Raw genomic sequence first — 24,119 nt, 5'->3', positions numbered from 1 at the left:
GCCCGCGCGCTAAAAGCTTGTGGAGTGATGCCTTTGCGCAACTAAGTTGAGTTCCGGATGCGGCCCCGGAACGATCGTCACCAGTTGAACATGGTGCCGTCTTCGAGCCGGTTCACCGGCAGATAGGCGCGCTTATATTCGTATTTCGCGGCCAGTTCCTCGTCGATCTCCACGCCGAGCCCCGGCGCATCGCCCGGATGCATCAGCCCCGATTCGAGCCGGTAGCCATGCGGGAACACCGCGTCGGTCTCCGCCGAATGGCGCATATATTCCTGGATGCCGAAATTGGGCACCGACAGGCCGAAATGGAGCGCCGCCGCCATCGTGACCGGTGAAAGATCGGTTGCGCCGTGGCAGCCCGTACGCACCTGATAGAGGTCGGCCAGGCTGGCGATCCGCCGCAGATGGGTGATGCCCCCGGCATGGACCACCGTTGCCCGAATATAGTCGATCAACTGCTCTTCGATCAGCTGTTTCGCGTCCCAGATCGAACTGAAGATCTCGCCCACGGCGAGCGGGATGGTCGTGTGCTGGCGGATCAGCCGGAATGCTTCCTGATTTTCGGCGGGGGTCGTGTCCTCGAGCCAGAACAGGCGATAGGGTTCCAGATCCTTGCCCAGCCGTCCGGCCTCGATCGGGGTAAGCCGGTGATGGACATCGTGCAGCAGATGCACATCCCAGCCCAGCACATCGCGCGCCCTTTCGAACAGCTTCGGCACGTGACGCATATAACTGGACGTCGACCAGACCGTCTCCTGGGGAAGCGAACCTTTGGCGGGCTCGTAATAGAAGCGCTCGCCCGAGACGCCATAGGTGGTGGCGATGCCCGGCACGCCCGATTGCAGACGGACCGCTTTGTAGCCCTGCTCCAGATATTCCTGTGCGCGCTCGATCGTCTCCTCGATATCGCTGCCATTGGCATGGCCATAGACCATGCAGCCTTCGCGGCTGGCCCCCCCCAGGAACTGATAGACCGGGAGCCCGGCAACCTTCCCCTTGATGTCCCACAGCGCCATGTCGACCGCTGCGATCGCCGACATGGTCACGGGCCCGCGCCGCCAATAAGCGCCCTTGTAGAGATACTGCCAGATATCCTCGATTGCGTGCGCGTCGCGCCCGATCAGACAGGGAATGACGTGATCGGTCAGGTAGCTCGCCACCGCCAGCTCGCGGCCGTTGAGCGTCGCGTCGCCCAGTCCATGGACGCCCTCGTCCGTCTCGATCTTGAGCGTGACGAAGTTCCGGCCCGGGCACGTCACGATGACGCGGGCATTGGTGATACGGGGCAAAAGGACCTCTCCGCTATAGTCAGACAATTATGGCTACTGCCCGCGCCGCTTCGCTGCAAGTCTCGCGACAGCGATGCGGGCCGGGGGTGTGGGATGGGCGATTGCCGCTACGTCAACCGAAGCTTTTGGAAAACTCCAAGATTTCTGCGGATTTTGGTCGCCTTTACGGGCGCGTCAGGCTATACTCGCCGTCCGTGAATACAGCCGCTCTTCCCTATGATTTCCAGGTCGATGTCGAGCAGTCGGATATCGACTTCATGGGCCATGTGAACAACGCCTCCTATCTCAAATGGGTGCAGGCTGCGGTCATCGCCCATTGGCAGCATATCGCGCCGGTCGAGGCAGTTGCGCAGCACCTGTGGGTCGCGCTCAAGCACGAGATCACCTATCGCCGCCCGACCTTCCTCGACGACGAAGTTGTCGCCACCGTCTTGCTCGAAAAGGTGCAGGGCGCGCGGGCATTCTACGAGACCGTGATCAAGCGCGGCGGCGAGGTGCTTGCCGAAGTGAAATCGAGCTGGTGCTGCCTGGACGCCACGACGCTGCGCCCGGCAAGGCTGGCGACCGACGTGATCGACCGGTTCTTCGTTGCCAAGAGCGACGGATCCTGAGCGCGATTGGCGCGCCGGCGCGGGTTGTAAGGAGAGGAGTACAAGATGGCGCACAAGTTCGAGATCTATAAGGACAAGGCCGGCGAGTTCCGCGTCCGTTTCAAATATAACAGCGAGACCATGTTCTCGACCGAGGGCTATTCGAGCAAGGCCTCGGCGCAGAACGCGATCGATTCGATCAAGAAGAACGGCCCGGACGCGCCGGTCGAAGACAATAGCTGATTCCGCCTAGCGCGCGGCGTCCGCCGCGTCGCTTGCCAGCCGGTCGGCCCGCTCATTGTCGGGGTGACCGGCATGGCCCTTTACCCAGACCCACTCCACCCGGTGCGGCTTCGCCGCCGCAAGCAATTCCTGCCACAGGTCGGCATTCTTGACCGGCTGGCGGGCGGCTGTGCGCCAGCCATTCTTCATCCAGCCATGGATCCACTTGGTCAGCCCGTCCATCACATAGCGGCTGTCAGTCGATAGCGTGACGCGGCACGGCTTTTTCAGCGCCTTCAGCCCCTGGATCGCGGCCATCAGCTCCATGCGGTTGTTGGTGGTCAGCTTCTCGCCGCCCGACAATTCCTTCTCGATGCCCCCCATACGCAGCAACGTGCCCCAGCCTCCGGGTCCGGGATTGCCTTTGCACGCGCCGTCGGTGGCGATTTCGACATGGGGGAGTTCGCTCATGCGAACAGCGCGTCGCCGTTCGTCGCGTAGAAGTCCAGCCGCCGCAGATAAGCGAGCGGATCTTTCCTGGTGACAAGCGCATCGGCAGGCGTGTTGAGCCAGTCCCAGGCGCGGCTGAGCAGGAAGCGCAGAGCCGCGCCTTCTGCCAGGATCGGCAGCGCGGTGCGCTCTTCGCCGCCCAAAGGATAGCCCCGGAGCAGCGCTTTGCCGATCGCCGGATCATAATGCCGCCCGGTCGCGTCGAACGCCCATGCGCCGTGCGTCACCGCGAAATCATATGCGCGGATATCGGTGCAGGCGAAGTAGAAATCGATGAGGCCGGTTACCTCGTCGCCGAGCATCAGCACATTGTCGGGAAACAGATCGGCGTGGATCGCGCTGGTCGGCAAATGGCGCGGCCAGCGCGCAAGGATGCGCTCCAGCGCGCGCGCGACGCTGTCGAACAGGCCGGGCTGGATCGTGTCGAGATCGCGGCCGCAGCGCTCGAACTGCGCCTGCCAGGTGTCGACGCCCATGGTGTTGGGCCGGTCGAGCGTGAAATCGGACAGCGCGGCGTGCATGCGGCCGAGCGCGGCACCCGCTGCCTCTGCCTGCGCCGGGGTGGGCGTCGTCACCGACACACCCGGCAGGAAGCGGATCAGGCAGGCGGGGCGCCCTTCCAGCTCATGGATCTCCGTCCCCGACCGGTCCTTCACGGCGGGCGGCACCGGCAGGCCCTTGGCCGCGAGGTGATCGAGCAAAGCCATGAAATAGGGCAGGTCGTCCGCCGCGACGCGCTTTTCGTATAGCGTCAGGATGAAGCGGCTCGTCGTGGTGTCGACCAGATAGTTCGAATTCTCGACGCCCTCGGCGATCCCCTTGGCCGAAACGAGCTGGCCTACGTCGAACCTGGCGAGAAAGGCTCCCAGCGCTTCCGCCGAGACCTGCGTGTAAACCGCCATTACGCCGCTTCCAGCCCCCGGGGCAGCTTGAAGACGACATTCTCCTCGATCGTCTCCACTTCGCGCTCGATCACGTCATAGCGCTCGGAAAGCCGGTCGATCAGTTCGCGGACCAGCAGCTCGGGCGCGGACGCGCCTGCGCTGATCCCCAGCGTGCCCACGCCCGCCAGCCATTCCCAATCCATGTCCCCAGCGCGCGGGATCAGATAGGCGGTGGTGCCCTGCCGCTCCGCGACCTCGACAAGCCGCAGCGAATTGGAGGAGTTCATTCCGCCGATCACGAGCATCAGATCGACGCCGCTCGCGATCGCCTTGACCGCGCCCTGGCGGTTCGTGGTCGCATAGCAGATGTCGTTGGGGCCGGGGGCCAGGATCGCGGGGAAACGGCGTTTCAGGACCGCTAATGTGGCCGCAGTATCGTCCACCGAGAGGGTCGTCTGGGTCAGGAAGGCGAGATTGCCGGGATCGGCGACCGACACCGCTTCGGCGTCCGCCGGCGTTTCGATCAGCGTCATCGCGCCTTCCGGCACCTGGCCGAACGTTCCGATCACCTCGGGATGGCCGACATGGCCGATGAACAGGATGTGACGCCCGGCCGCGACGAGCCGCTCCGCCTGCCGATGGACCTTGGAGACGAGCGGGCAGGTGGCGTCGAGATATTCGAGACCGCGCTCGATCGCCTTGGCCGGCACCGCCTTGGGCACGCCATGCGCGGAAAAGACCACGGGCACGCCATCGGGAACCTGATCCAGCTCCTCGACAAATATCGCGCCCTTGCCCTTCAGCGTATCCACCACGAACTTGTTGTGGACGATCTCGTGCCGGACATAGACGGGCGCGCCATATTTCTCGATCGCGAGCTCGACGATGCGGATCGCGCGGTCGACGCCTGCGCAAAAGCCGCGCGGCGCGGCGATGCGAACTTCGAGGACGGGCTTCTGGGGAGCGTTCATTGCGCGCCAGCCTCTACGCGATTGCTTGCGCGGGCGGAAGGTGGTTCCTATGGTGCCCGCCGTTTCCGGCCTGTCCGGGATAGCGTTTCGAAAGGTGCCCCCAACTTGGTTCGCAAGCTCGCAATTTCCGCCATGATCCTGCTCGCCGCAGGCGGTTGCAGCCGTACTGGCGAGATCACCGATGGTGGCATCACTGCGCTGCGCTCGGCCTGCCCGCGCGTCGGCGTTCCTGCGGGCACGGGCGACGTCACCCAGTTCGACCCGCCCGCCAGCCGCGACGCCGCCGCCATCGACGTGGTCGCGACGCTCACCAATGTGACCTCGACCTGCGACGAAGCGGGCGAGCAAATCGTCACCACCGTCAATTTCGACGTGCTCGCCACGCGGCGCGATGCAGCCGGCCCGCGCGACGTGAGCCTGCCCTATTTCATCACCGTGGTGCGCGGCGGCACCAACGTCGTCGCCAAGAGCGTCGATCGCGTCACCGTGCATTTCGAGGCAGGCCAGACTCGCGCCAGCGCCAAGGGCGTCGCGACCAGCCGCGTTGATCGCGCTGCGGCGACGATTCCGGATGACGTCCGCAAGCGCCTGACCGAAAAGCGCAAGGCCGGGCAGGAAGCAGCGGCGATGGATCCGCTCGCCGATCCCGCAGTGCGCGGCGCGGTGCTTTCCGCCACGTTCGAAGCACTGGTCGGCTTCCAGCTGACTGAAGAGCAGCTCCGGTACAATATGACGCGTTGATAAGCGCTGCTGCCGCATTGCGGCATTCGGCGATTGACTCGACTCAGGGCCGCCGCCAAGGCTGCCCCGGTCGATAGGCACGCGCGGGAGAGTGTGAGGCTTCAAGCTTCACCGCCGAAGGAGCAACCGCCCCGGAATCTCTCAGGCACCAGGGACCGCGCAGGCACGACACTCTGGAAAGCACCGCTCCGCAGGGGGCGGTCACCGAAGGGGTAAGCTCCGGGCAGCCGGAGTGAAAGCTCTCAGGTTCCCGTGACAGAGGGGGCGATGGATCAGAGCGTGAGCGGTCACGCCGGTTCGTCGTTCCATTTCTGCCGCCGGAGCGAATGTGATGAGCCAGCAAGTCCAGGATCAGGAACTCAGCGGCGATCCCGAAGGCGGCGAGGGCGAACCCCCGCTCGCCCTGCTTCCGCTCGACGCATGGCACCGCGCGCGCGGTGGCCGCATGGTCCCCTTCGCGGGCTATGAGATGCCGGTCCAGTATGAAGGCATCATGGCCGAGCATCTCTGGACGCGCGAACATGCCGGGCTTTTCGATGTGTCGCACATGGGGCAGCTCATCTTCTCCGGCGAAGGCGTTGAAGCCGCGCTCGAGGCGCTGATGCCCGCCGATATCGCTGCCGCGAAGGCGGGCCATCCCGTCTATTCGATGCTGCTCGCGGAAAATGGCGGCATCCTCGACGATCTGATGCTCACCAGGCGCGATGACGGCTCGATCTACATGGTCGTCAACGGTGCCTGCAAATGGGACGATATCGCCCATTTCCGTGAGCATCTGCCTGACGAGATCGAGATCAATTATCTCGACGAACATGCGCTGCTGGCGTTGCAGGGGCCGAAAGCGGCGGTCGTGCTCGCCCGCCTGATCCCCGGCGTCGATGCGCTGGTGTTCATGCAGGGCGGGTTGTTCCAGTGGCAGGGTCATGATCTGTGGATCAGCCGCTCGGGCTATACGGGCGAGGACGGATTCGAGATTTCGGTGCCGACCGGTGCCGTGGAGGCGCTCGCCGATGCGATTGTCGCTGCGCCCGAGGCCAAGCCGATCGGCCTGGGTGCCCGCGATTCGCTGCGGCTGGAGGCCGATCTCCCGCTCTACGGCCATGATCTCGATACCGAGACCACCCCGGTCTCCGCGTCTCTGGGTTTCGCGCTCAAGAAGCGCCGCCGGGAGGAAGGCGGCTTCCCCGGCTACGAGCGCATCATGGCCGAGCGCGAGACCGGCCCGATCCTAAAGCGCGTCGGCCTTATCGTCGATGGCCGCCAGCCGGTGCGCGAAGGCGCGGCGGTGCTGGATGCCGAGGGCAGCGAAGTCGGCCGCGTGACCAGCGGCGGCTTCGCGCCGACCGTGCAGAAGCCGATCGCCATGGCCTATGTCCCGGTCGCCCAGTCGGTGGTCGGCACCAAGATCACCCTTGTCCAGCGCGGCAAGATCCACACTGCGGAGGTCGTGCAGATGCCCTTCGTCCCCCATCGCTATGTCAGAAAGGGAGCCTGACCCATGAGCCGCTATTACACCGAAGATCATGAATGGGTCGAAGTCGATGGCGACATCGGCACCGTCGGCATCAGCGAATATGCCCAGAGCCAGCTTGGCGACATCGTGTTCGTCGAGACGCCCGATGCGGGCAAGGAAGTCTCCAAGGGCGACGACGTTGCGGTCGTCGAATCGGTCAAGGCCGCGTCGGACGTCTATTCGCCCGTCTCCGGTACCGTCCTCGAAGGCAATGACGCGCTGGCCGACACGCCCGAACTGGTCAACGAAGACCCCGAAGGCGATGGCTGGTTCTTCAAGATCACGCTGAGCGATGCCAGCGAGGTCGAAGGCCTGATGAACGAGAGCGCCTACGCCGAGTTCGTGAGCAAGCTCTAACTACCGTCATCCCGGCGAAAGCCGGGATCTCGTGCCACCTGGCGCGACGTCGCAGCCGTCGCGCTTGCCGCCTGAGACCCCAGCCTTCGCTGGGGTGACGGCTACGGCTTTGGGAAATCGTCATGCGCTATCTGCCCCTTACCCCAACCGATCGCCAGGAAATGCTCGGCGTCATCGGCGCCAGGTCGATCGACGATCTGTTCGTCGACGTCCCTGGCGTTGCCCAGCTTGATGGCCCGATCCACGGCCTGCCGCTCCATGCCAGCGAGCTTGCCGTCGAGCGCCACATGACCGTGCTGGCGAAGAAGAACCTTGCGGCCGGCGATGCGCCGTTCTTCCTGGGGGCAGGGGCCTATAAGCATCATGTTCCCGCCAGCGTCGATCACCTGATCCAGCGCGGCGAATTCCTGACGGCCTATACGCCGTATCAGCCCGAAATCGCCCAGGGCACGCTGCAGATGATGTTCGAGTTCCAGTCGCAGGTTGCGCGCCTGCTCGGCTGCGACGTCGCGAACGCATCGATGTACGATGGCTCCACGGCATGCTGGGAAGCGATCGTGATGGCCCGCCGCGTTACCAAGCGCGGCAAGGCGATCCTCTCGGGCGGGCTCCATCCGCATTACGTGTCGGTCGCCAACACCATGGCGAAGTTCACCGGCGATCAGCTTGTGACCTCGATCCCGACGCTGAGCGCAACGCCTGACACGGACGATCTGATCGCGCAGATCGACGACAATACCTCGTGCGTCGTCGTGCAATATCCCGACATCCTCGGCCGTATCGCAGATCTGTCGAAGCTCGCCGAAGCCGCACACGCCAAGAAGGCGCTGCTCGTCGCGGTGGTCACCGAGCCGGTGGCGCTGGGGGCGATCAAGTCGCCCGGCGAAATGGGCGCGGACATCGTCGTGGGCGAGGGCCAGTCGATCGGCGTCGGCCTCCAGTTTGGCGGGCCGTATGTGGGCCTGTTCGCCTGCTCCGAAAAGCTGGTCCGCCAGATGCCCGGCCGCCTCTGTGGCGAGACGGTGGATGCCGAGGGCAAGCGCGGCTTCGTGCTGACGCTCTCGACGCGCGAGCAACATATCCGCCGCGAAAAGGCGACCTCGAACATCTGCACCTCCTCGGTGCTGTGCGCGCTCGCCTGGTCGATCCACATGACCCTGCTGGGTGAAAAGGGCCTGCGCCAGCTTGCAGCGATCAACCATGCCGGGGCCTCCGCCGCTGCTGAGGTGCTGGCGGGGGTTCCGGGTGTCGAGCTGGTGACGCCCCGCTTCTTCAACGAATTCACGCTGAAGCTCTCGAAGGAGGCGCGCCCCGTGGTTCGCGATCTCGCGGCGAAGGGGATCCTTGCGGGCGTGTCGCTCGGCCGGCTCTATCCGGGCGAAGCATCGCTCGCGAACGGCCTGATCGTCGCGGTCACCGAAACCACTACCAAGGAGGACGTCGAGACGCTTGCCTCCGCGCTCCGGGAGGCGCTGGCATGAGCAATATCAACGCAAGCGGCTGGCGCCCGACCACCCCTGAGGCTGGCGAGAGCAACGCCGCCACCGCGACCGGCAACCGCGCATTGATGCTGGAAGAGCCGCTGATCTTCGAGATCGGCTCGATCAGCAAGACCGGCGTGGATTTCGGCGATGCGCCTACAGGCACCTCGCGCCTTGGCGGCCTTGAGCGTCACCAGGATATCGGCCTTCCCGGCCTGTCCGAGCCCGAGACGGTGCGGCATTATACCCGCCTCAGCCGCCAGAATTACGCGATCGATCTCGGCCTGTTCCCGCTCGGCTCGTGCACGATGAAGCACAATCCGCGCCTCAACGAGCGGATGGCGCGGCTTCCGGGCTTTGCGGACCTGCACCCGCTGACCCCGGTCGACGCCTGCCAGGGTGCGTTCGAGGTGATCGATCAGCTCGCGCACTGGCTGATCACGCTCACCGGCATGCATTCGGTGGCGATGAGCCCCAAGGCCGGCGCGCACGGCGAGCTGTGCGGCGTGCTGGCGATCCGCGCGGCGCTCGATGCGCGCGGCGAGCAGGCTCGCAAGATCCTGCTGGTGCCCATTTCGGCGCACGGCACGAACCCTGCCACTGCGGCCTTTGCCGGCTTCACGGTGGAGGATATTCCCGCCACCGACGATGGCCGTGTCGATCTGGAAGCGCTCAAGGCGCGGCTGGGGCCGGATATCGCGGGCGTGATGATCACCAACCCGAACACCTGCGGCCTGTTCGAGCGCGACATGCGCGCGATCTCGGATGCGGTGCATGCGGCGGGCGGCTATGTCTATTGCGATGGCGCCAACTTCAACGCGATCGTCGGGCGGGTCCGCCCGGGCGATCTGGGCGTCGATGCGATGCACATCAACCTCCACAAGACCTTCTCCACCCCGCATGGCGGTGGGGGGCCGGGTTCGGGTCCGGTGGTGCTTTCCGAAGCGCTCACCCCCTATGCGCCGCTGCCCTTTGTCGAGAAGACCGCGGACGGCTTCCGCCTTGTCGAGGAAGAGACGGCGGGCGAGCATCATGCCGGCAGCTTCGGTCGCATGACCGCGTTCCATGGCCAGATGGGCATGTTCACCCGCGCGCTGACCTACATCTTGAGCCACGGCGCCGATGGCCTTCGCCAGGTTGCCGAGGATGCGGTGCTCAACGCAAATTACATCCTGCGTTCGATGGAAGACGTGCTCGACGCGCCCTTCGCCAAGTCGGGCCCGTGCATGCATGAGGCGATCTTCAGCGATAAGGGCCTGCCCGAGGGCTTCTCGACGATCGACATCGCCAAGGGGCTGATCGACGAGGGGTATCATCCGATGACGGTCTATTTCCCGCTCGTCGTCCACGGCGCGATGCTGGTCGAGCCGACCGAGACCGAGAGCAAGGCGACGCTGGACCAGTTCATCCATGCCTTCCGTTCGGTCGCCGAACGCGCTAAGGGCGGCGACCCCGCGATCCGAACCGCGCCGCATTTCGCGCCGCGCCGCCGTCTCGACGAGACGCTGGCCGCCCGCAAGCCGGTGCTGGCATGGAAAGAGCCTGTCGGGGCGCAAGCAGCGGAATAGCCGCTCAGGAGTTATGACTGCACGATGACGTATAACGATACTTTCCGCGACCGCGCCGGCCGTTCCGCCGACGCGAAGAAGGCGCTGCTCGAAAAGCTCAAGGCGGCGCCCAAGCTGAGCGAGGCCGAGCTGGCCGAGCGCAAGGCTGCGCGGTTGAAGAAGGAAGCCGAAGAGGCCGAGAAGCGCGCGGCGAAAAAGGCCGCGATCGAGGCGGAAAAGGCCGCCAAGGCCGCCGAGGAAGCCGCCGCCAAGGCCGCGGCCGAGGAAGCTGCGCGCGAGGCGAAGGAAAAGCTCGCCCGCTCGTTCATGCTCCCCACCGCCGAGGAGCAGAAGGCCAAGCGCGACGCCCGCTACGCGGCTCGCAAGGCGCGGAAGTAAGCGATTCCGTCATCCCTGCTATCGCGGGGATGACGCCTCCGGCTAGATCCAGCGCCGCACGCTGGCCTTGTATGCCAGATACGGCTCTCCGAATCGGCTCGCCAGATACGCTTCCTCCGGCTCGATCACTTCCTTCTGGATGACGAACAGCAGCGGCAGCAGCAGGCACAATTGCGTCCCGCTGTCGTTGAGCATCGTGATGCCCAGATAGACCAGCGCCATCCCCAGATACATCGGGTTGCGCGACCATTTGTACACGCCGTCGAGGATGAGGTCGCTATCCGCCTTCCACGGCCGCGAATCGGTTCTGGAACGCAGGAACAGCCCCTGCGCGGTCAGGATCACCGCCGCGCCGAGCACCAATGCGACCATCCCCATCGTGTGGAGCAGCGAATAGGGGATCACCGGGATCGCCGGTTCGCCGATCCAGCGCTCCAGCACCCAGCCCGCCAGCAGCGTGCCGATAAAGGCGAGGGGCGGCGGGAATTTCACGCGCGGACTGTCGGCATCGATCTTCATGTTGCGGGTGATGAACCGGAATGCGGCGCATCGCAACGGCTTGCCTTTCGTTTGCGAAGCGTAATGATGCGCCGCCATGGAATCCGAATCCCCGGGCTGGCTCGGCTACGTCATTGTCGCCGTCATCCTTATCACCGTTCTAGCGTTTCGCCTGCGGAGCATGCGGCGCGAGCGCACGCTCAAGGTCGAGCGGCTCTGGATCGCGCCGGCGCTTTACCTGCTGATCGCATGCTTCGTCTTCTGGCACATGCCGCCCGCCGGCATCGTCTGGTTGTGGTGTGCGGCGGCGATGGCGGCGGGCGCAGGGTTCGGCTGGTGGTGGGGAAGGATGACGCGGATCAGCGTCGATCCCGAAACGCATGAAGTCCGCCAGAAGGGATCGATGGCCGCCATCGTGCTGATTTTTGTTCTGATCGCCGCGCGGCTGGGCGTGCGGAACGCAGAGGCGCTGGGCGTGCCCGGCGTCCATATCGACATCGCCGCGATGGCCGACATACTGATCGCCTTCGCGCTTGCGCTGCTGACGGCGCAGCGTGTGGAGATGTTTCTCCGCGCTCGCCGCCTGCTCGCCGAAGCGCGCGGGGCGTGAAGCGCTACGCCCCCGCCACGGAGCGCAACCGCGATCCGATCGCTGAAGTGCTCGGCGAGACGCTGCCTGCCAGTGGCCAGGTGCTGGAAATCGCCAGCGGCACCGGCGAGCATTGCGCATTCTTCGCCGGGCGCTTCCCCGCGCTAGCATGGCAGCCGAGCGATCCCGATCCCGATGCGCTGTCCTCGATCGCCGCATGGACCGAAGGCCTCGCCAATGTCCGCGCGCCGCTGGCGATCGATGCGGCGGGCGAATGGCCCGTGGTGCAGGCGGACGCGATCCTGTGCATCAACATGGTCCATATCAGCCCCTGGGCCGCGACTTTGGGCCTGATGGCCGGGGCAGGGCGGCTGCTGCCGATGGGCGCGCCGCTGATCCTCTACGGCCCATATCGCCAGCAGGGCGTGCCCACCGCGCCCTCGAACGAGCAGTTCGAATTGTGGCTCAAGGAAAAGTCGCCTTATTACGGCCTTCGCCATGTCGAGGACGTGACGCGTGAGGCCACCGCGAACGGGCTGGCGCTACAGCGGATCACTCCGATGCCCGCCAATAATCTGATGCTGGTCTATCGCCGCGGCTAGACGCCCGGCTCGGTCGCCAGCTCCTGATGGCGCACCCGCTCGCGCCAGACGATATAGAGGCCGCTTGCGATGATGACCGGTGCGCCGATCCAGGTGGCGGGGGTGGGCAGCACGCCGAACAGCAACAGGCCGTACAGGGTCGCCCAGATCAGGCTCGAATAATCCATCGGCAGCACGGCGCTGACCGGCGCGAAGCGCAGCGCTCCGGTCAGCGCAAGCTGGCCGACCCCGCCGCTGACCCCCGCCGCGAGCATCGCCACCCATACCCAGGCAGGATGTGCCTGTGCGACGAACAGATAGGCGATCCCCAGGGGGACGAGCGAAAGCAGCGAGAACCAGAAGACGATCGTCCCGGTATTCTCGGTGCGGCTGAGCTGGCGCAGCTCGATCGAGACCCACGCGGTGAACATCGCGCCCGCCAGCCCGACGAGCGCACCGATCATGCCGAAATGCCCGCTGCCCGGCTGCGCGACGATCAATATGCCGGCGAACCCTACCGCAACCGCCGCCCAGCGGTGCCAGCCCACCGTCTCGTGTAACACGATCACCGCTAGAATCGTCGCGAAGAGCGGCACGGTGAAGCCCAGCGTGGTTGCTTCGGCCAGCGGCAACAGCATCACCGCGCCGAAATTGCCCAGCATCCCGCACAGCCCGATCACGGTGCGCCGGGCATGCGATCCGATCCGTTTGGTGCGGAGGCTGGAAAGGCCGGGGCCGTTCGCCAGCCAGATCAACACGATGGGCAGGGCGCATGCCTGGCGGAAGAACAGCAATTCGGGCAAGCTCGCGCCGCCCGCCTCCGCATATTTGACCAGCGCCATCATGCTCGCCAGCGCGAAGATCGCGAGCAGGCGCAGCGCGATGCCTTTCGGGACATGATCGGCGCGGTGAGTCATATGGCGGGCCTTGCTCCACGGTGGACCCGCGAACAAGTCCCCGCTATCCGCGCTTCATGATCAAGCATGCACTCCCCGTCACGCGCGAAGCCGATTTCGCCGCCTGGTATCAGTCCGTCATTTCGGAGGCCGATCTGGCCGAGGAAAGCGGCGTGCGCGGATGCATGGTCATCCGGCCGTGGGGCTATGGCATCTGGGAGCGCGTGCAGCGCCTGCTCGACGATCGCATCAAGGCGACGGGGCATGAGAATTGCTATTTCCCGCTCTTCATTCCCCTCTCTTATTTCGAGAAGGAAGCGGAGCATGTCGATGGCTTCGCGAAGGAAATGGCGGTCGTCACACACCATCGCCTCGTCCAGAAGGACGGTAAGCTGGTGCCCGATCCCGCAGCCAGGCTCGAAGAGCCTCTCGTCGTCCGTCCGACTTCGGAAACGGTGATCGGCGCAGCGTTCAGCCGCTGGGTCCAGTCGTGGCGCGATCTGCCCGTGCTGATCAATCAATGGGCCAATGTCGTCCGCTGGGAGATGCGCACCCGCATGTTCCTGCGCACCACCGAGTTCCTCTGGCAGGAAGGTCATACCGCCCATGCGACCGAGAGCGAGGCGCGCGAAGAGACGCTGAAGATGCTCGAAGTCTATCGGGACTTCGCCGAAACCTGCCTGGCAATGCCGGTGGTCGCGGGCGAGAAGCCCGAGAATGAGCGTTTCCCCGGCGCGGTCGCCACCTATTCGATCGAAGCGATGATGCAGGATGGCAAGGCGCTCCAGGCGGGCACCTCGCATTTCCTCGGTACCACGTTCTCCAGTGCCCAGGACATCCGCTTCCAGAATTCGGAAGGCGAGCACGAGCTTGCCCAGACCACGAGCTGGGGCGTCTCCACCCGCATGATCGGCGGCGTCATCATGGTGCATGGCGATGATGATGGCCTGCGCGTGCCGCCCCGCATCGCGCCTTGGCAGATCGTGATCGTGCCGATGCTGCGCGACAATGACGAAGACGCCGCGCTGATCGACTATTGCAAGGGGCTTCAGGCCGATCTCGCCAAGCTGTCGGCGCTGGGCGAGCCCGTTCGCGCGCTGCTCGATCTGAAGTTCGGCAAGGCCGCGACCAAGCGCTGGGGCTGGGTCAAGAAGGGTGCGCCGGTCATCATCGAGGTCGGCGGCCGCGACATGGCAGGCGGCAACGTCTCGGCCATCCGCCGCGACCGGCTCTACCGCGAGGACGGCAAGATCGATTCAGCGGTGATCGCCAGGAGCGATTTCGCCGCACAGGCAAGCGCCCTGCTGGAAGAGATCCAGGCCGGGCTGCATGCCGATGCGCGCGCACGGATGCATGCCAATATCCGCCGCGACGTCACCGATTTCGTCGATCTTGCCGCGCATTTCGCAGAAGGCACGAAATATCCGGGCTGGCTTGAGGTCAATTGGTCGAAGCCTACCGGCGCCGCGCTCGACGGCGTTGTCGAGAAGCTCAAGGCGCTCAAGCTAACCCTGCGCAACGTGCCCGGCGATGCGGCCCCGGCGAACGGCGCGTGCATCTTCACCGGCGACCCCGCTGTGGAGCGCATCATCGTGGGTCGCGCATATTGAGCACGCGCCCGCTCTTCGCCTCGATGCTCTACGAAGCGCCGCTCGGCGATGCGGCGTTGGTCGAGGAGCTTGCCCAAAGCTGCCTGATGCTGGCCGAACAGGACATTGCGGGCCAGCGCTGGGCGGAAGAGCATCACTATCGCGGCTATACAAGCTATGCTTCGCTCAACGATCTGCCGATCCGCGATCCGGCCTTTGGCGATCTCAAGCGGCTGCTCGACAAGCATGTCGCCAAATTCGCGAAGGATTGCGCGTTCGATCTCGCGGGCCGGAAGCTCAAGCTCGACAGCCTGTGGGTCAATGTGCTGGACGGCGATGGCGGGCATAACAGCCATATCCACCCGCACAGCGTGGTTTCCGGCACCGTCTATATCGCGCTGCCGGATGGCTCGCGCGGGCTCAAGCTCGAAGATCCGCGCCACGCGATGATGATGGCCGCGCCCACGCGCACGGCCGACGCGCCGGAGATGCTGCGGAGCTTCGTCGAAGTCGTGCCGGAAGTCGGCACCGTTCTTCTCTGGGAAAGCTGGCTACGGCATGAGGTGCCGGCCGGGCAAGGCAGCGAGCACCGGATCAGCATCAGCTTCAACTATCGCTGGTAGCCGCCACTCGCTTTTGGTGGACGTCCAGACGTCGGCGCGGCAACCCCCGACAGCGCAACCGCTCACTCCGCCAGCACCCTCTCCACCCGTTCCGTCATCCCGGGCATGGCGTGCAGCCCGATCTTCGATCGCCGCCACAGCACGTCTTCGGCCGTGCGCGCCCATTCGTGATCGCGCATCCAGCGCACTTCCACCTCGGTCAGCCCGCCGCCCAGATCCTGGCCCATGCCTGCTTCGTCCCCGATCCCGCGCAGCATGTCCTCCATGCAGCGGCCATAGGCATGCGCCATGCGCTGCGCGCGATACGCGCCTAGGAACGGCCAGCGCGCCTGCGCCTTGGCCAGCCAATCGTCGAAGCTCGCGATGGCCCCGCCGGGGAACATTCGCGCGCGGGTCTTGTGGCGATGCTCGATGCCCAGCAGCGGCGCGATCTTTTCCATCGCCTCCTCGGCCAGCGCCCGCGCGGTGGTGATCTTGCCGCCGAATACGGACAGCAGCGGCGGGCCTTCGCTATCGGTCTCCAGCACATAATCGCGCGTCACATTCTGCGCCCGTGCTTCGCCGTCGTCATGCAGCGGGCGCACGCCGGACCATTTGCTGACCACGTCCGCCTCGGTGATCTGGCGGGTGAAATAACGGTTCACCGCCTCGCACAGATAGCGCACCTCCTCGTCCGAGCAGACCGCATCCTCGGGCCGCTGGACCGGCACATCGGTCGTGCCGATCTCGGTGAAGCCGCCTTCATAGGGGATGGCGAAGACGATCCGGCGGTCGGGCTGCTGGAGGATATAGGCGTGCTCGCCCTCGAACAGGCGCGGCACCACGATATGGCTGCCCTTCACCAGCCGCACGCGCGAGCGGGTCGTGACGTGCAGCCGCTCCAGCAGCTTCGCCACCCATGGCCCGGCGGCGTTGACCAGCATGCGCGCCTGCACCGTGCGGCCATCGGAAAGCTCGGCGGTCCAGCCATCGCCGCCGCGCCGTGCGGAGAGCAATTCGGTGCGCGTAGCGATCTCCGCATCATGCGCCGCCGCGTCCACGGCATTGGCCAGCGTCAGGCGGCTGTCGTCCACCCAGGCGTCCGAATAGACGAAGCCCTTGTGATCGCCCTTGAGCGGATCGGTGAAGGTGCGGTCACGCGCATGCAGCACGCGCGAGCGGGGGAGCGAGGATGTCCCCGCCAGCACGTCGTAAAGATACAGTCCGGTCCGCACCATCCACCAGGGCCGCACCGAATGCGCGTGCGGCAGCACGAAGGTCATCGGGCGGATCAGGTGCGGTGCGGCGCTCAGCAGCCTTTCGCGCTCGTGCAGCGCCTCGCGCACCAGCCGGAATTCATAGCTCTCCAGATAGCGCAGCCCGCCATGGATCAGCTTGGTCGAAGCCGAGCTGGTATGGCTGGCGAGGTCATCCTTTTCGACGAGCAGCACCTTCAGCCCGTACAGGCTCGCCTCGCGCGCAATCGCGCAGCCGTTGATCCCGCCGCCGACGATGAGAAGGTCGTATTCCACGATCGGATGCTACTCTGATCGCCCCTCCGGCGAAAGCCGGGGGAGGGCGTTTGGCGGGGATGACGGATGCTGGGGAAGTCCCTACATTGGGATCCAATGGCTAAACCAAAACCAAAAGCAGGCCTGCCTACGCGGCAGCAGATCCTAGATTTCATCTCAACTTCATCGACACCCGCCGGCAAGCGTGAGATCGCCAAGGCGTTCGGCCTGCATGCGCAGGACAAGATCGCGCTCAAGGCGCTCCTCAAGGACATGAGCGACGAGGGGCTGATCGACAGCGCCCCCGGCCGCGCCTTCCACAAGATGGGCGGCGTGCCCAAGGTTACCGTGCTGCGCGTCACCGACGTGACCGGCGACACCGTCTGGGCCGTGCCCGAGCAGTGGCATGCGGAGGGCGTTCCGGTGCCCCGCCTGCGCGTCCGCGAACGCGGGCGCAAGGGCGCGCTCGGGGTCGGCGATCGCATCCTCGCGCGCACCGAAGAGGCCGGCAATGGCTGGATCGCGCACCCCATGAAGAAGCTCGCGCGCGGCGAGGAGCAGATGCTCGGCGTCGTGCACGAAGAGGGCGGGCGGCTTTACCTTCAGGGCATCGACAAGAAGGACCGCTCGAGCCTGCCCATCTCCGATCGCAAGGAAGCGATGCCGGGAGATCTGGTGCTCGCCGAAAAGGCTGGGCGCCCGCCGCGCATCTTCGCACGGGTCACCGAGATCCTCGGCGATCCCTTCGCCCCGCGCAGCTTCTCGCTGATCGCGATCCACAAGCATGGCATCCCCAACGTCTTCTCCGAGGAGCTGCTCGCGGAGGCGGAGAAGGTCTCGCAGCTCGATCTCGGTGCGCGGGAGGATCTGCGCGACCTGCCGATCGTCGCGATCGATCCCGCCGATGCCCGCGACCATGACGATGCCGTATGGGCCGCGCCCGATGACGATCCGAAGAACGAAGGCGGCTGGAAGGCCGTCGTCGCGATCGCCGACGTCTCATTCTACGTCCGCCCCGGATCGGAGCTCGACCGCGAGGCCCGCAAGCGCGGCAATTCGGTCTATTTCCCCGATCGCGTCGTGCCGATGCTCCCGGAGATTCTCTCGGCGGAAGTCTGCTCGCTGAAAGAGGGCGAGGATCGCGCCGCCTTGGTCTGCCATCTCCAGATCGGCAGCAATGGCGATCTCAAGAACTGGCGCTTCACCCGCGCCGTGGTGAGCATCGCGGCGAACATCGCTTATGATGACGCGCAGACGATCATCGACGGCCCTGAGACCGAGCGCGCGCTGCTCGACGAGCGTTTCGAGCCCGGCAAGCCGAAGCGCGCCGAGATCGAGCCTGCGCTGCGTCACCTGTGGGATTGCTGGGGCGCGCTCAACGCCGCGCGCGATCGCCGCAAGCCGCTCGATCTCGACCTGCCCGAGCGCCGCATCGTGCTGGACGAGAAGGGCCGCATCCTCTCGGTCGCCCCGCGCGAGCGGCTCGATGCGCACAAGCTGATCGAGGATTATATGATCGCGGCCAATGTCGCCGCCGCCAAGGCGCTGGAGGCGCGCAAGGGCCCGGTGATGTACCGCATCCACGAGCCGCCGAGCCGCGAAAAGCTCGTCGCGCTCAAGGACTATCTCAAGACCTTCGACCTTGAATTCGCGCTGGGCCAGGTGATCCGCCCCGCCGTCTTCAACCAGATCCTGAAGAAGGTGGAGGAAAGTGACGCTCGCGACGAGATCATGACGCAGGTGCTCCGCACCCAGACCCAGGCCTATTACGGCCCCGAAAATGCCGGGCATTTCGGCCTGTCGCTCGGCAGCTACGCGCACTTCACCTCGCCGATCCGCCGCTATGCCGATCTGATCGTGCATCGCTCGCTGGTCGATTCCTATGGGTTGGGGCCGGGCGCGCTCACTTCTGCCGAAGCTGCCGGCATGGATCGCATCGGCGAGAGCATCTCGCAGCTTGAGCGCCGCGCGATGGAGGCGGAACGCGACACGATCGATCGCTATGTCGCGGCGTACCTCGCCCAGCATGTCGGCGAAGTGCTCGACGCCAAGATCACCGGCGTGCAGAATTTCGGCTTCTTCGCGACGGTCGAGGGCATTGGCGGTGACGGGCTGGTGCCCGCGCGCGATCTCGGCACCGAATATTTCCGCTATGACGAAGCCAGCCAGCGGCTGATCGGCGAGCATTCGGGGCAGAGCTACAGCCTCGGCATGCGGCTGCAGTTGCGGCTGGTCGAGGCCAATCCGGTCAGCGGCGCGCTCCGCTTCGAATTGCCCGATGGCAAGGGGAGCGCGGGCGGCGGTCCGGGCGATCGGCCAGGCCGCGTTGGCCCAAACCGCGTGATCAAGCATCGCGGCCGCCCGGCCAATATCCGGCATCAGGGCCGCAAGCGCTAAACGGTTGAGCCGCCGGGCATTCCGTGTCAGCTTCCGGCAGACATAGGGGAACGCCCATGAGCTCTTCGCCTGCACCGACCATCATCGCCGCCGCCGTCGCCCGCGCCCGCCGCAGGATCTCGGCCTATTTCTTCGTGGAACACGCGATAAGCGCGGACGAGGCGGTGCCCTATGCGCCGCAGAGCCGGGTCGAGCGGCACGAGTTCGAGCGCATGCAGAAGCGCGGCGTCATCCGCTCGGACGGCGACGGCAAATACTGGCTCGATACCGCCGCCTATCAGGCCGACGCCGATCGCCGCCGCCGCATCCTGGTGCCCGTGGTGATCGTGCTGGTGATCGCGGTGGCGCTGGCGATCATGTTCGCCGGCTATCGCGGCTAGCGAGAGCATGACGATCCCGATGTTCCGCGCTCCCCCGTCATCCCCGCGAAAGCGGTGACCCAGAGCCACGTAGAGCGTCGCTGAGACACCCTGGGTCCCCGCTTTCGCGGGGATGACGGCTATTCAAACCGGATGGGTCAGCTCCTAGTCGATCGTAATCACCACCCCCGCATGCGCCTCCAGCCGCTTGCGCAGCGGCTCGGCCATCAGCGCGCCGGGCGTCCAGATACCGCCTTTGCCCTCAACATCGCGGATCAGGCACATTGCGCTCTCGGCGATCATCTTGCTCGTCGAACCATAGCCCGGATCGCGGTCGCCCTTCACCGTCGCAGTCACGCGCTGGCCGTCCTCCATCTCGGCGATGAAGGCGAGATCGTAAAAGCCGGTCTCGCGCTCTTCCTTTGACGGGCCTTCGCCGGGGGCGGGGCCTTTGTCCGCATTCATCGGGTTCATCTTGGCGATCGCTTCCGCTGCCGCCTTGCCCATCTCGCCGATACCGGGCGCGACCATCATCTCGTCATAGCGGAAGTCCTGACCATAGGGGTGTCCGCTCAGGAAATTGGTGCGGTGGACATTCTTGGTGTTGATCACCGCCATCATGAAGGGCGCGACCCAGCCGCCCACGGCCTCGTCATATTCGGGCATCACGCCCTTGGGCTGGCTCGGTCCCTCGAACCCCGGCGTCAGCGAAAAGGGATCGAGCAGCGCCTTGAACACGGAAGGGTCCTTCATCGCTGCGGCGGCAGTCGCCTTGCCGCTGGCGAAGGTTCCGCCCGAGAAGGTGCCCTTCATCTGGCGCACCCGGCCCTTCACCCGCGGCGCAGGCTTGCCGAAGCGCCGGATGCACTCCTGCTCCACCACCCAGACGCCCAGATCGAACGGGATGGAATCGAACCCGCACGAAAAGACGATCCGTGCCCCGCTTGCCTCTGCCGCTGCCTGATATTTCCCGATCATCGCGTGCATGAAATTGGGCTCGCCGCACAGGTCGACATAGGCGGTGCCGGTCTCGACGCAGGCGGCCAGCAGCGGCTCGCCATAAAGCTGATATGGCCCCACCGTGGTGATGATCACGCTCGCCCGCGCGGTCATCGCTTTCAGGCTGGCGGGATCGTCCGCATTGGCGGTGATCAGCGGCGTATCGGCCGACGCGCCGATCTCGTCGCGCACCTCCTGCAATTTGGTGAGCGAGCGCCCGGCCATCGCCCATTTCACATCGGCATAATTGGCCGCGAGATATTCGGCGACGAGCCGCCCGGTGAACCCGGTTGCGCCATAGACGATGATATCGAACTCGCGTGCCACATTGCCTCTCCCGCCGGTCGATCCGGCTGCTCGGGGCGAAGGATGGGGCGACGCGAGCGTGCTTGTCAATGATCACGCCTTATGCGGATTAGTGGATATGGAACGCCCGCATATCCTCTAAGGAACCGCGCATCCTCTCTATACGGGAAGGGTTCGCGCCTATCTTCGAAAATAGGGTATCGAATTTATCGGGCGGATGCCGACGCATCCTGCCTTCCGCGAAACCATTCCCCCGGTGATCGGGCGCGCATCGTCCCTGTACTGGTCGAATGCGCGTCAGGCGGGCTGAAGCGCGATCAGGATATCGGTCTCCAGCGCCTCTTCGGGCACTTCGTCCGGATCGTTCAGCGCGTGATGATAGAGCGGCGCGTCGGCCGGCTCGCGCCCCGATGCCAGGACAAAGGCGATCAGCCGCTGATTGGCGTCTTCCAATCTATCGTGGCTGCCATAAGCGCGCAGGCAGGCATGATCGCCAGAGGGCAGGATGACGGGGTGGAAGGGTTCCTCCACCGTCACGTCGCCGATCGCGATTGCCGCGTCATAGCGCAGCGCCGGTGCCTCGACGCTCAGCGGATCGTCGAGCAGGATGCCGTAAATTCCCTCCAGTTGCTCGATATAGCCGCGCTCGCCCGCCCATTCGAACAGCTGCCAGTACAGCGCGTTGAGCTCGACGTAGTCGCCGCCTACGCGGCGGAGCGCCACCAGCTTGCAGGGTTCGCGCAATTCGATGCGGATATCGGCATCCTTGGGCGGCGCGGTGCCGAGCGTGGCCAGGCCGCTGGCGAGAAATTCGCTGGGCGAGGTGCCGGTCAGGCGGCGAAAGGCGCGGGCGAAGCTCTGCGGCGTGGCATAGCCGCCTTCCATCGCGACTTCGGTGACATTGCCGGTGCCGTCGCGCAGCCGCTGCTGGGCCGCCGCGATACGGAGACGCGCGATGGTGTCGCCCAAAGTCTCGCCGGTCATCACCCGCCAGATGCGGTGGAAATGATAGGGAGAGATGGCCGCTGCGCCCGCCAGTTCCTCTAGAGAGGGCGGGGCGTCAATGCGATCGGTCAGCAGCGCCAGCGCGCGTTCCAGCCGTGGCACCCAATGATTGATAATGTCGGTCATCGTCTCTCCCCGGAAGCGGAATTCGACTAAAGCCTAATTCGCATTTGAGGAAAGCGCGGTCCCGATCTTGCGCTTTTATGGGAAGTTGGCCGTAGGCTCATTAATGTAGCATGTTGGCTAAGGCAGCTTGCCAATCTCGACCCTTCGTCACCCCGGACTTGTTCCGGGGTCCACAAAGCCTCGGGTGATAAGGCTGGAACATCCTGTCCACAGAGTGCCGCCAGGTGGATCCCGGAACAGGTCCGGGATGACGGGGTTTATCGGTTCCCCACCAAATCTCGGCCGTTCAGCCTAAACGCCGAAAGCGGCCGTTTAGTCGTTCACGCCGCGTCGTTGAACTGCAACGCCGCCAGCCGCGCATAGAGCCCGCCCTTGGCGACCAGCTCGGCATGCGTGCCGGTCTCGGCGATGCGCCCTTCGTCCATCACGATGATCCGTTTGGCGGCGCGCACGGTGGCGAGGCGGTGCGCGATCACCAGCGTGGTGCGGTGTTCCATCAGCCGTTCGAGCGCGTCCTGCACCAGCCGCTCGCTCTCCGCGTCGAGCGCGCTGGTCGCTTCGTCGAGCAGCAGGATCGGCGCGTCGCGCAGCAGCGCGCGGGCGATGGCGATGCGCTGGCGCTGCCCGCCGGACAGGCGCGCGCCGCTTTCGCCCAGGAAGGTGTCCAGGCCCTGGGGCAGATCGCGCAGGAAGTCGGCGGCGTTGGCGGCTTCTGCGGCGGCCCAGAGCTGCGCGTCGCTGGCATCCCAGCGCCCGTAGCGCAGATTGTCGCGCGCGGACGCGCCGAAGATCACCGTGTCCTGCGGTACCAGCGCCATGCGTGCGCGGAGTTCCGCCGGATCGGCATCGCGCAGCTTTACGCCATCGACCCGGATTTCGCCGCTGTCCGGATCGTAGAAGCGCTGGATCAGCTGGAAGAGGGTCGATTTGCCCGCACCCGATGGGCCGACCACCGCGATCGTCTCGCCCGGCTTCACCTCAAGCGAGAAGTCGCTGAGCGCCGAGACCTCGGGGCGGGTGGGGTAGCGGAACGTCACGTGATCGAACGCGATGCTGCCCTGCGCCGGCTGGGGCAGGGGCACGGGGTTGGCCGGCGGCGCGATATCCGGCTCCTGCCGCAGCAGTTCCGCAAGGCGGCTGGCCGCGCCCGATGCGCGCAGCAGGTCGCCATAGACTTCGGTAAGGGCGCCGAACGATCCGGTCACGATCGCCGAGGTGACGACGAAGGCCATGAGCGAGCCCGGCGTGATCCGCCCGCTGGCGACTTCGCTGACGGCGGACCACAGGATCAGCGTGATCGCAGTGAACAAGAGCCACATCACCAGCGCGGTCATGATCGCGCGCAGGGCGAAGCGGCGCTTGCCTGCGGCGAAGGTGCGCCACACCGCTTCCCGGAAGCGCTCGGCCTCGCGCTCTTCTTGTCCGAAGGCCTGGACGATCCTCATCGCGCCGAGCGATTCCGACGCGACCGATCCGATCGTCGCGATGCTGTCCTGCGTCTTGCGCGAAAGGGTACGGACCCGGCTGCCGAGCCACATGATCGGCAACACGGTCAACGGGATGCCGATGATCAGATATGCCGCGATCTTGGGCGACAGGACGAAGAGGTAGATGACCCCGCCGATGCCGGTCAGTAGGTTGCGCAGCGCGACCGAGACAGTGCTGCCGACGACCTGCTCGACGATTGCTGTGTCCGATGTGAGCCGCGAGGAGATTTCCGACGGGCGATTCTCCTCGAACCATTTGGGCGGCAGACGCAACAGATTGCGCTGCACTGCGATGCGCATGTCCGCGACGGTGCGCTCGCCGAGCCACGATACGAAGTAGAAGCGAACCGCCGTGGCGAGGCCCAGCACGGTTGCGACACCCAGCATCAGCTGAAAATAGAAGCTGATCTGGCCATGGTCCGTATGGCTGGCAAAACCCTTGTCGACGATGAGCTGCGACATGGCCGAGATCGAGAGCGTGGCGGCGGAGGAAACGGTCAGCGCCAGCGTCGCGATGACGAGCTGGAGCGGATAGCGGCGTGTGAAGCCCCACACGACGCGCAGATTGCTGAGCTTGCGACTGGATTGCGGGGCGGGATCGGCCATGGCCGGTGCCTAGCGCGCTTGTCGGGCAAGGGGAACACCCCGGCATATTCTCACGTTAGTGAAT

The 24,119-nt window shown here is 65.5% G+C and carries 24 protein-coding genes and 2 riboswitches; of the genes, 14 read left to right on the top strand and 10 right to left on the bottom strand.

Features of this window, described 5'->3' with window-relative positions:
- Positions 1-77 precede the first annotated feature (77 nt).
- On the bottom strand, positions 78-1,289 hold the full coding sequence (gene manD / locus SSO01S_RS07530; RefSeq protein ID WP_066797506.1) for a D-mannonate dehydratase ManD: 1,212 nt from the start codon (positions 1,287-1,289) through the stop codon (positions 78-80).
- A gap of 194 nt (positions 1,290-1,483) precedes the next feature.
- On the opposite strand from manD, the gene SSO01S_RS17880 reads away from it, so the two are divergent.
- Together SSO01S_RS17880 and SSO01S_RS17200 are read left to right on the top strand one after the other, a co-directional pair.
- Positions 1,484-1,900 (top strand): acyl-CoA thioesterase, encoded by a 417-nt coding sequence (locus tag SSO01S_RS17880; protein ID WP_281178684.1) that lies wholly within the window; start codon positions 1,484-1,486, stop codon positions 1,898-1,900.
- 45 nt (positions 1,901-1,945) lie between these two features.
- Positions 1,946-2,122 (top strand): YegP family protein, encoded by a 177-nt coding sequence (locus SSO01S_RS17200; RefSeq protein WP_083942896.1) that lies wholly within the window; start codon positions 1,946-1,948, stop codon positions 2,120-2,122.
- A 6-nt stretch (positions 2,123-2,128) separates the two neighbouring features.
- Here the strand turns inward: SSO01S_RS17200 and rnhA are convergent, their stop codons facing one another.
- The 3 genes from rnhA to ispH are packed head-to-tail and all read right to left on the bottom strand — an operon-like array spanning position 2,129 to position 4,466.
- On the bottom strand, positions 2,129-2,572 hold the full coding sequence (gene rnhA / locus SSO01S_RS07520) for a ribonuclease HI (RefSeq protein WP_066797503.1): 444 nt from the start codon (positions 2,570-2,572) through the stop codon (positions 2,129-2,131).
- The gene (gene thrB / locus SSO01S_RS07515; RefSeq protein ID WP_066797500.1) at positions 2,569-3,513 is read right to left on the bottom strand and encodes a homoserine kinase; all 945 of its coding nucleotides are present in this window, start codon (positions 3,511-3,513) and stop codon (positions 2,569-2,571) included. Before thrB ends, rnhA begins: the two co-directional genes overlap by 4 nt.
- Entirely contained in the window at positions 3,513-4,466 is a 954-nt protein-coding gene (ispH, locus tag SSO01S_RS07510) for a 4-hydroxy-3-methylbut-2-enyl diphosphate reductase (protein WP_066797496.1), read from the bottom strand. The genes thrB and ispH overlap by 1 nt, the downstream gene beginning before the upstream one ends.
- 132 nt (positions 4,467-4,598) lie before the next feature.
- On the opposite strand from ispH, the gene SSO01S_RS07505 reads away from it, so the two are divergent.
- The 6 genes from SSO01S_RS07505 to SSO01S_RS07480 all read left to right on the top strand — a co-directional run bounded on the left by SSO01S_RS07505 (position 4,599) and on the right by SSO01S_RS07480 (position 10,504).
- Positions 4,599-5,207, top strand: coding sequence for a hypothetical protein (locus SSO01S_RS07505; protein ID WP_066797493.1), 609 nt, complete (start codon positions 4,599-4,601; stop codon positions 5,205-5,207).
- A 74-nt stretch (positions 5,208-5,281) separates the two neighbouring features.
- Positions 5,282-5,375, top strand: a riboswitch (glycine riboswitch).
- Between the two features lies 1 nt (position 5,376).
- Positions 5,377-5,470, top strand: a riboswitch (glycine riboswitch).
- Positions 5,471-5,538: 68 nt separating this feature from the next.
- Positions 5,539-6,702, top strand: a complete 1,164-nt coding sequence (gene gcvT / locus SSO01S_RS07500) for a glycine cleavage system aminomethyltransferase GcvT (RefSeq protein WP_083942895.1) — start codon at positions 5,539-5,541, stop codon at positions 6,700-6,702.
- Between the two features lie 3 nt (positions 6,703-6,705).
- The gene (gcvH, locus tag SSO01S_RS07495; RefSeq protein ID WP_066797490.1) at positions 6,706-7,077 is read left to right on the top strand and encodes a glycine cleavage system protein GcvH; all 372 of its coding nucleotides are present in this window, start codon (positions 6,706-6,708) and stop codon (positions 7,075-7,077) included.
- 122 nt (positions 7,078-7,199) lie between these two features.
- Positions 7,200-8,558 carry an aminomethyl-transferring glycine dehydrogenase subunit GcvPA gene (gene gcvPA / locus SSO01S_RS07490; RefSeq protein WP_066797487.1) on the top strand — a complete coding sequence of 453 codons (1,359 nt, stop codon included), beginning with the start codon at positions 7,200-7,202 and terminating at the stop codon, positions 8,556-8,558.
- Entirely contained in the window at positions 8,555-10,126 is a 1,572-nt protein-coding gene (gene gcvPB, locus SSO01S_RS07485) for an aminomethyl-transferring glycine dehydrogenase subunit GcvPB (RefSeq protein ID WP_066797485.1), read from the top strand. Before gcvPA ends, gcvPB begins: the two co-directional genes overlap by 4 nt.
- Before the next feature lie 24 nt (positions 10,127-10,150).
- Positions 10,151-10,504, top strand: a complete 354-nt coding sequence (locus SSO01S_RS07480) for a DUF6481 family protein (protein ID WP_066797483.1) — start codon at positions 10,151-10,153, stop codon at positions 10,502-10,504.
- A 42-nt stretch (positions 10,505-10,546) separates the two neighbouring features.
- Here the strand turns inward: SSO01S_RS07480 and SSO01S_RS07475 are convergent, their stop codons facing one another.
- Entirely contained in the window at positions 10,547-11,023 is a 477-nt protein-coding gene (locus SSO01S_RS07475) for a methyltransferase family protein (RefSeq protein ID WP_169798335.1), read from the bottom strand.
- A gap of 76 nt (positions 11,024-11,099) precedes the next feature.
- On the opposite strand from SSO01S_RS07475, the gene SSO01S_RS07470 reads away from it, so the two are divergent.
- Together SSO01S_RS07470 and SSO01S_RS07465 are read left to right on the top strand one after the other, a co-directional pair.
- Complete coding sequence (locus SSO01S_RS07470; RefSeq protein ID WP_066797477.1) at positions 11,100-11,612, top strand: CcdC protein domain-containing protein; 513 nt, start codon at positions 11,100-11,102, stop codon at positions 11,610-11,612.
- Positions 11,609-12,193, top strand: coding sequence for a DUF938 domain-containing protein (locus SSO01S_RS07465; protein WP_066797474.1), 585 nt, complete (start codon positions 11,609-11,611; stop codon positions 12,191-12,193). The genes SSO01S_RS07470 and SSO01S_RS07465 overlap by 4 nt, the downstream gene beginning before the upstream one ends.
- Here the strand turns inward: SSO01S_RS07465 and SSO01S_RS07460 are convergent.
- Positions 12,190-13,089: a DMT family transporter gene (locus SSO01S_RS07460; protein WP_066797471.1), complete on the bottom strand. Its 900-nt coding sequence runs from the start codon at positions 13,087-13,089 to the stop codon at positions 12,190-12,192. The two genes, SSO01S_RS07465 and SSO01S_RS07460, sit on opposite strands and share 4 nt — an antisense overlap.
- 56 nt (positions 13,090-13,145) lie before the next feature.
- On the opposite strand from SSO01S_RS07460, the gene SSO01S_RS07455 reads away from it, so the two are divergent.
- Together SSO01S_RS07455 and SSO01S_RS07450 are read left to right on the top strand one after the other, a co-directional pair.
- Complete coding sequence (locus SSO01S_RS07455) at positions 13,146-14,678, top strand: aminoacyl--tRNA ligase-related protein (protein WP_066797469.1); 1,533 nt, start codon at positions 13,146-13,148, stop codon at positions 14,676-14,678.
- Complete coding sequence (locus SSO01S_RS07450) at positions 14,675-15,280, top strand: TIGR02466 family protein (RefSeq protein WP_245646647.1); 606 nt, start codon at positions 14,675-14,677, stop codon at positions 15,278-15,280. Before SSO01S_RS07455 ends, SSO01S_RS07450 begins: the two co-directional genes overlap by 4 nt.
- A gap of 62 nt (positions 15,281-15,342) precedes the next feature.
- Here SSO01S_RS07450 and glpD read toward each other — a convergent pair whose 3' ends face one another.
- Positions 15,343-16,791 carry a glycerol-3-phosphate dehydrogenase gene (gene glpD, locus SSO01S_RS07445; RefSeq protein WP_066797466.1) on the bottom strand — a complete coding sequence of 483 codons (1,449 nt, stop codon included), beginning with the start codon at positions 16,789-16,791 and terminating at the stop codon, positions 15,343-15,345.
- A gap of 96 nt (positions 16,792-16,887) precedes the next feature.
- Here glpD and rnr point away from each other — a divergent pair, with 96 nt between their 5' ends.
- Both rnr and SSO01S_RS07435 read left to right on the top strand, forming a co-directional pair.
- Entirely contained in the window at positions 16,888-19,167 is a 2,280-nt protein-coding gene (gene rnr, locus SSO01S_RS07440; RefSeq protein WP_066797463.1) for a ribonuclease R, read from the top strand.
- A gap of 56 nt (positions 19,168-19,223) precedes the next feature.
- Positions 19,224-19,547 carry a hypothetical protein gene (locus SSO01S_RS07435; protein ID WP_066797460.1) on the top strand — a complete coding sequence of 108 codons (324 nt, stop codon included), beginning with the start codon at positions 19,224-19,226 and terminating at the stop codon, positions 19,545-19,547.
- Positions 19,548-19,691: 144 nt separating this feature from the next.
- On the opposite strand, the gene SSO01S_RS07430 is transcribed toward SSO01S_RS07435, so the two are convergent.
- From SSO01S_RS07430 to SSO01S_RS07420, 3 genes are all read right to left on the bottom strand, one after another.
- Entirely contained in the window at positions 19,692-20,852 is a 1,161-nt protein-coding gene (locus tag SSO01S_RS07430; protein ID WP_066797458.1) for a saccharopine dehydrogenase family protein, read from the bottom strand.
- Positions 20,853-21,128: 276 nt separating this feature from the next.
- The gene (locus SSO01S_RS07425) at positions 21,129-21,962 is read right to left on the bottom strand and encodes an AraC family transcriptional regulator (RefSeq protein ID WP_066797456.1); all 834 of its coding nucleotides are present in this window, start codon (positions 21,960-21,962) and stop codon (positions 21,129-21,131) included.
- 320 nt (positions 21,963-22,282) lie between these two features.
- Positions 22,283-24,055: an ABC transporter transmembrane domain-containing protein gene (locus SSO01S_RS07420; protein ID WP_066797454.1), complete on the bottom strand. Its 1,773-nt coding sequence runs from the start codon at positions 24,053-24,055 to the stop codon at positions 22,283-22,285.
- Positions 24,056-24,119 lie beyond the last annotated feature (64 nt).

Origin of the sequence: Sphingomonas soli NBRC 100801, assembly GCF_001591025.1 — a bacterium.
Taxonomy (GTDB): Bacteria; Pseudomonadota; Alphaproteobacteria; order Sphingomonadales; family Sphingomonadaceae; genus Sphingomonas; species Sphingomonas soli.
This window is presented reverse-complemented; position numbering and strand designations above follow the sequence as displayed.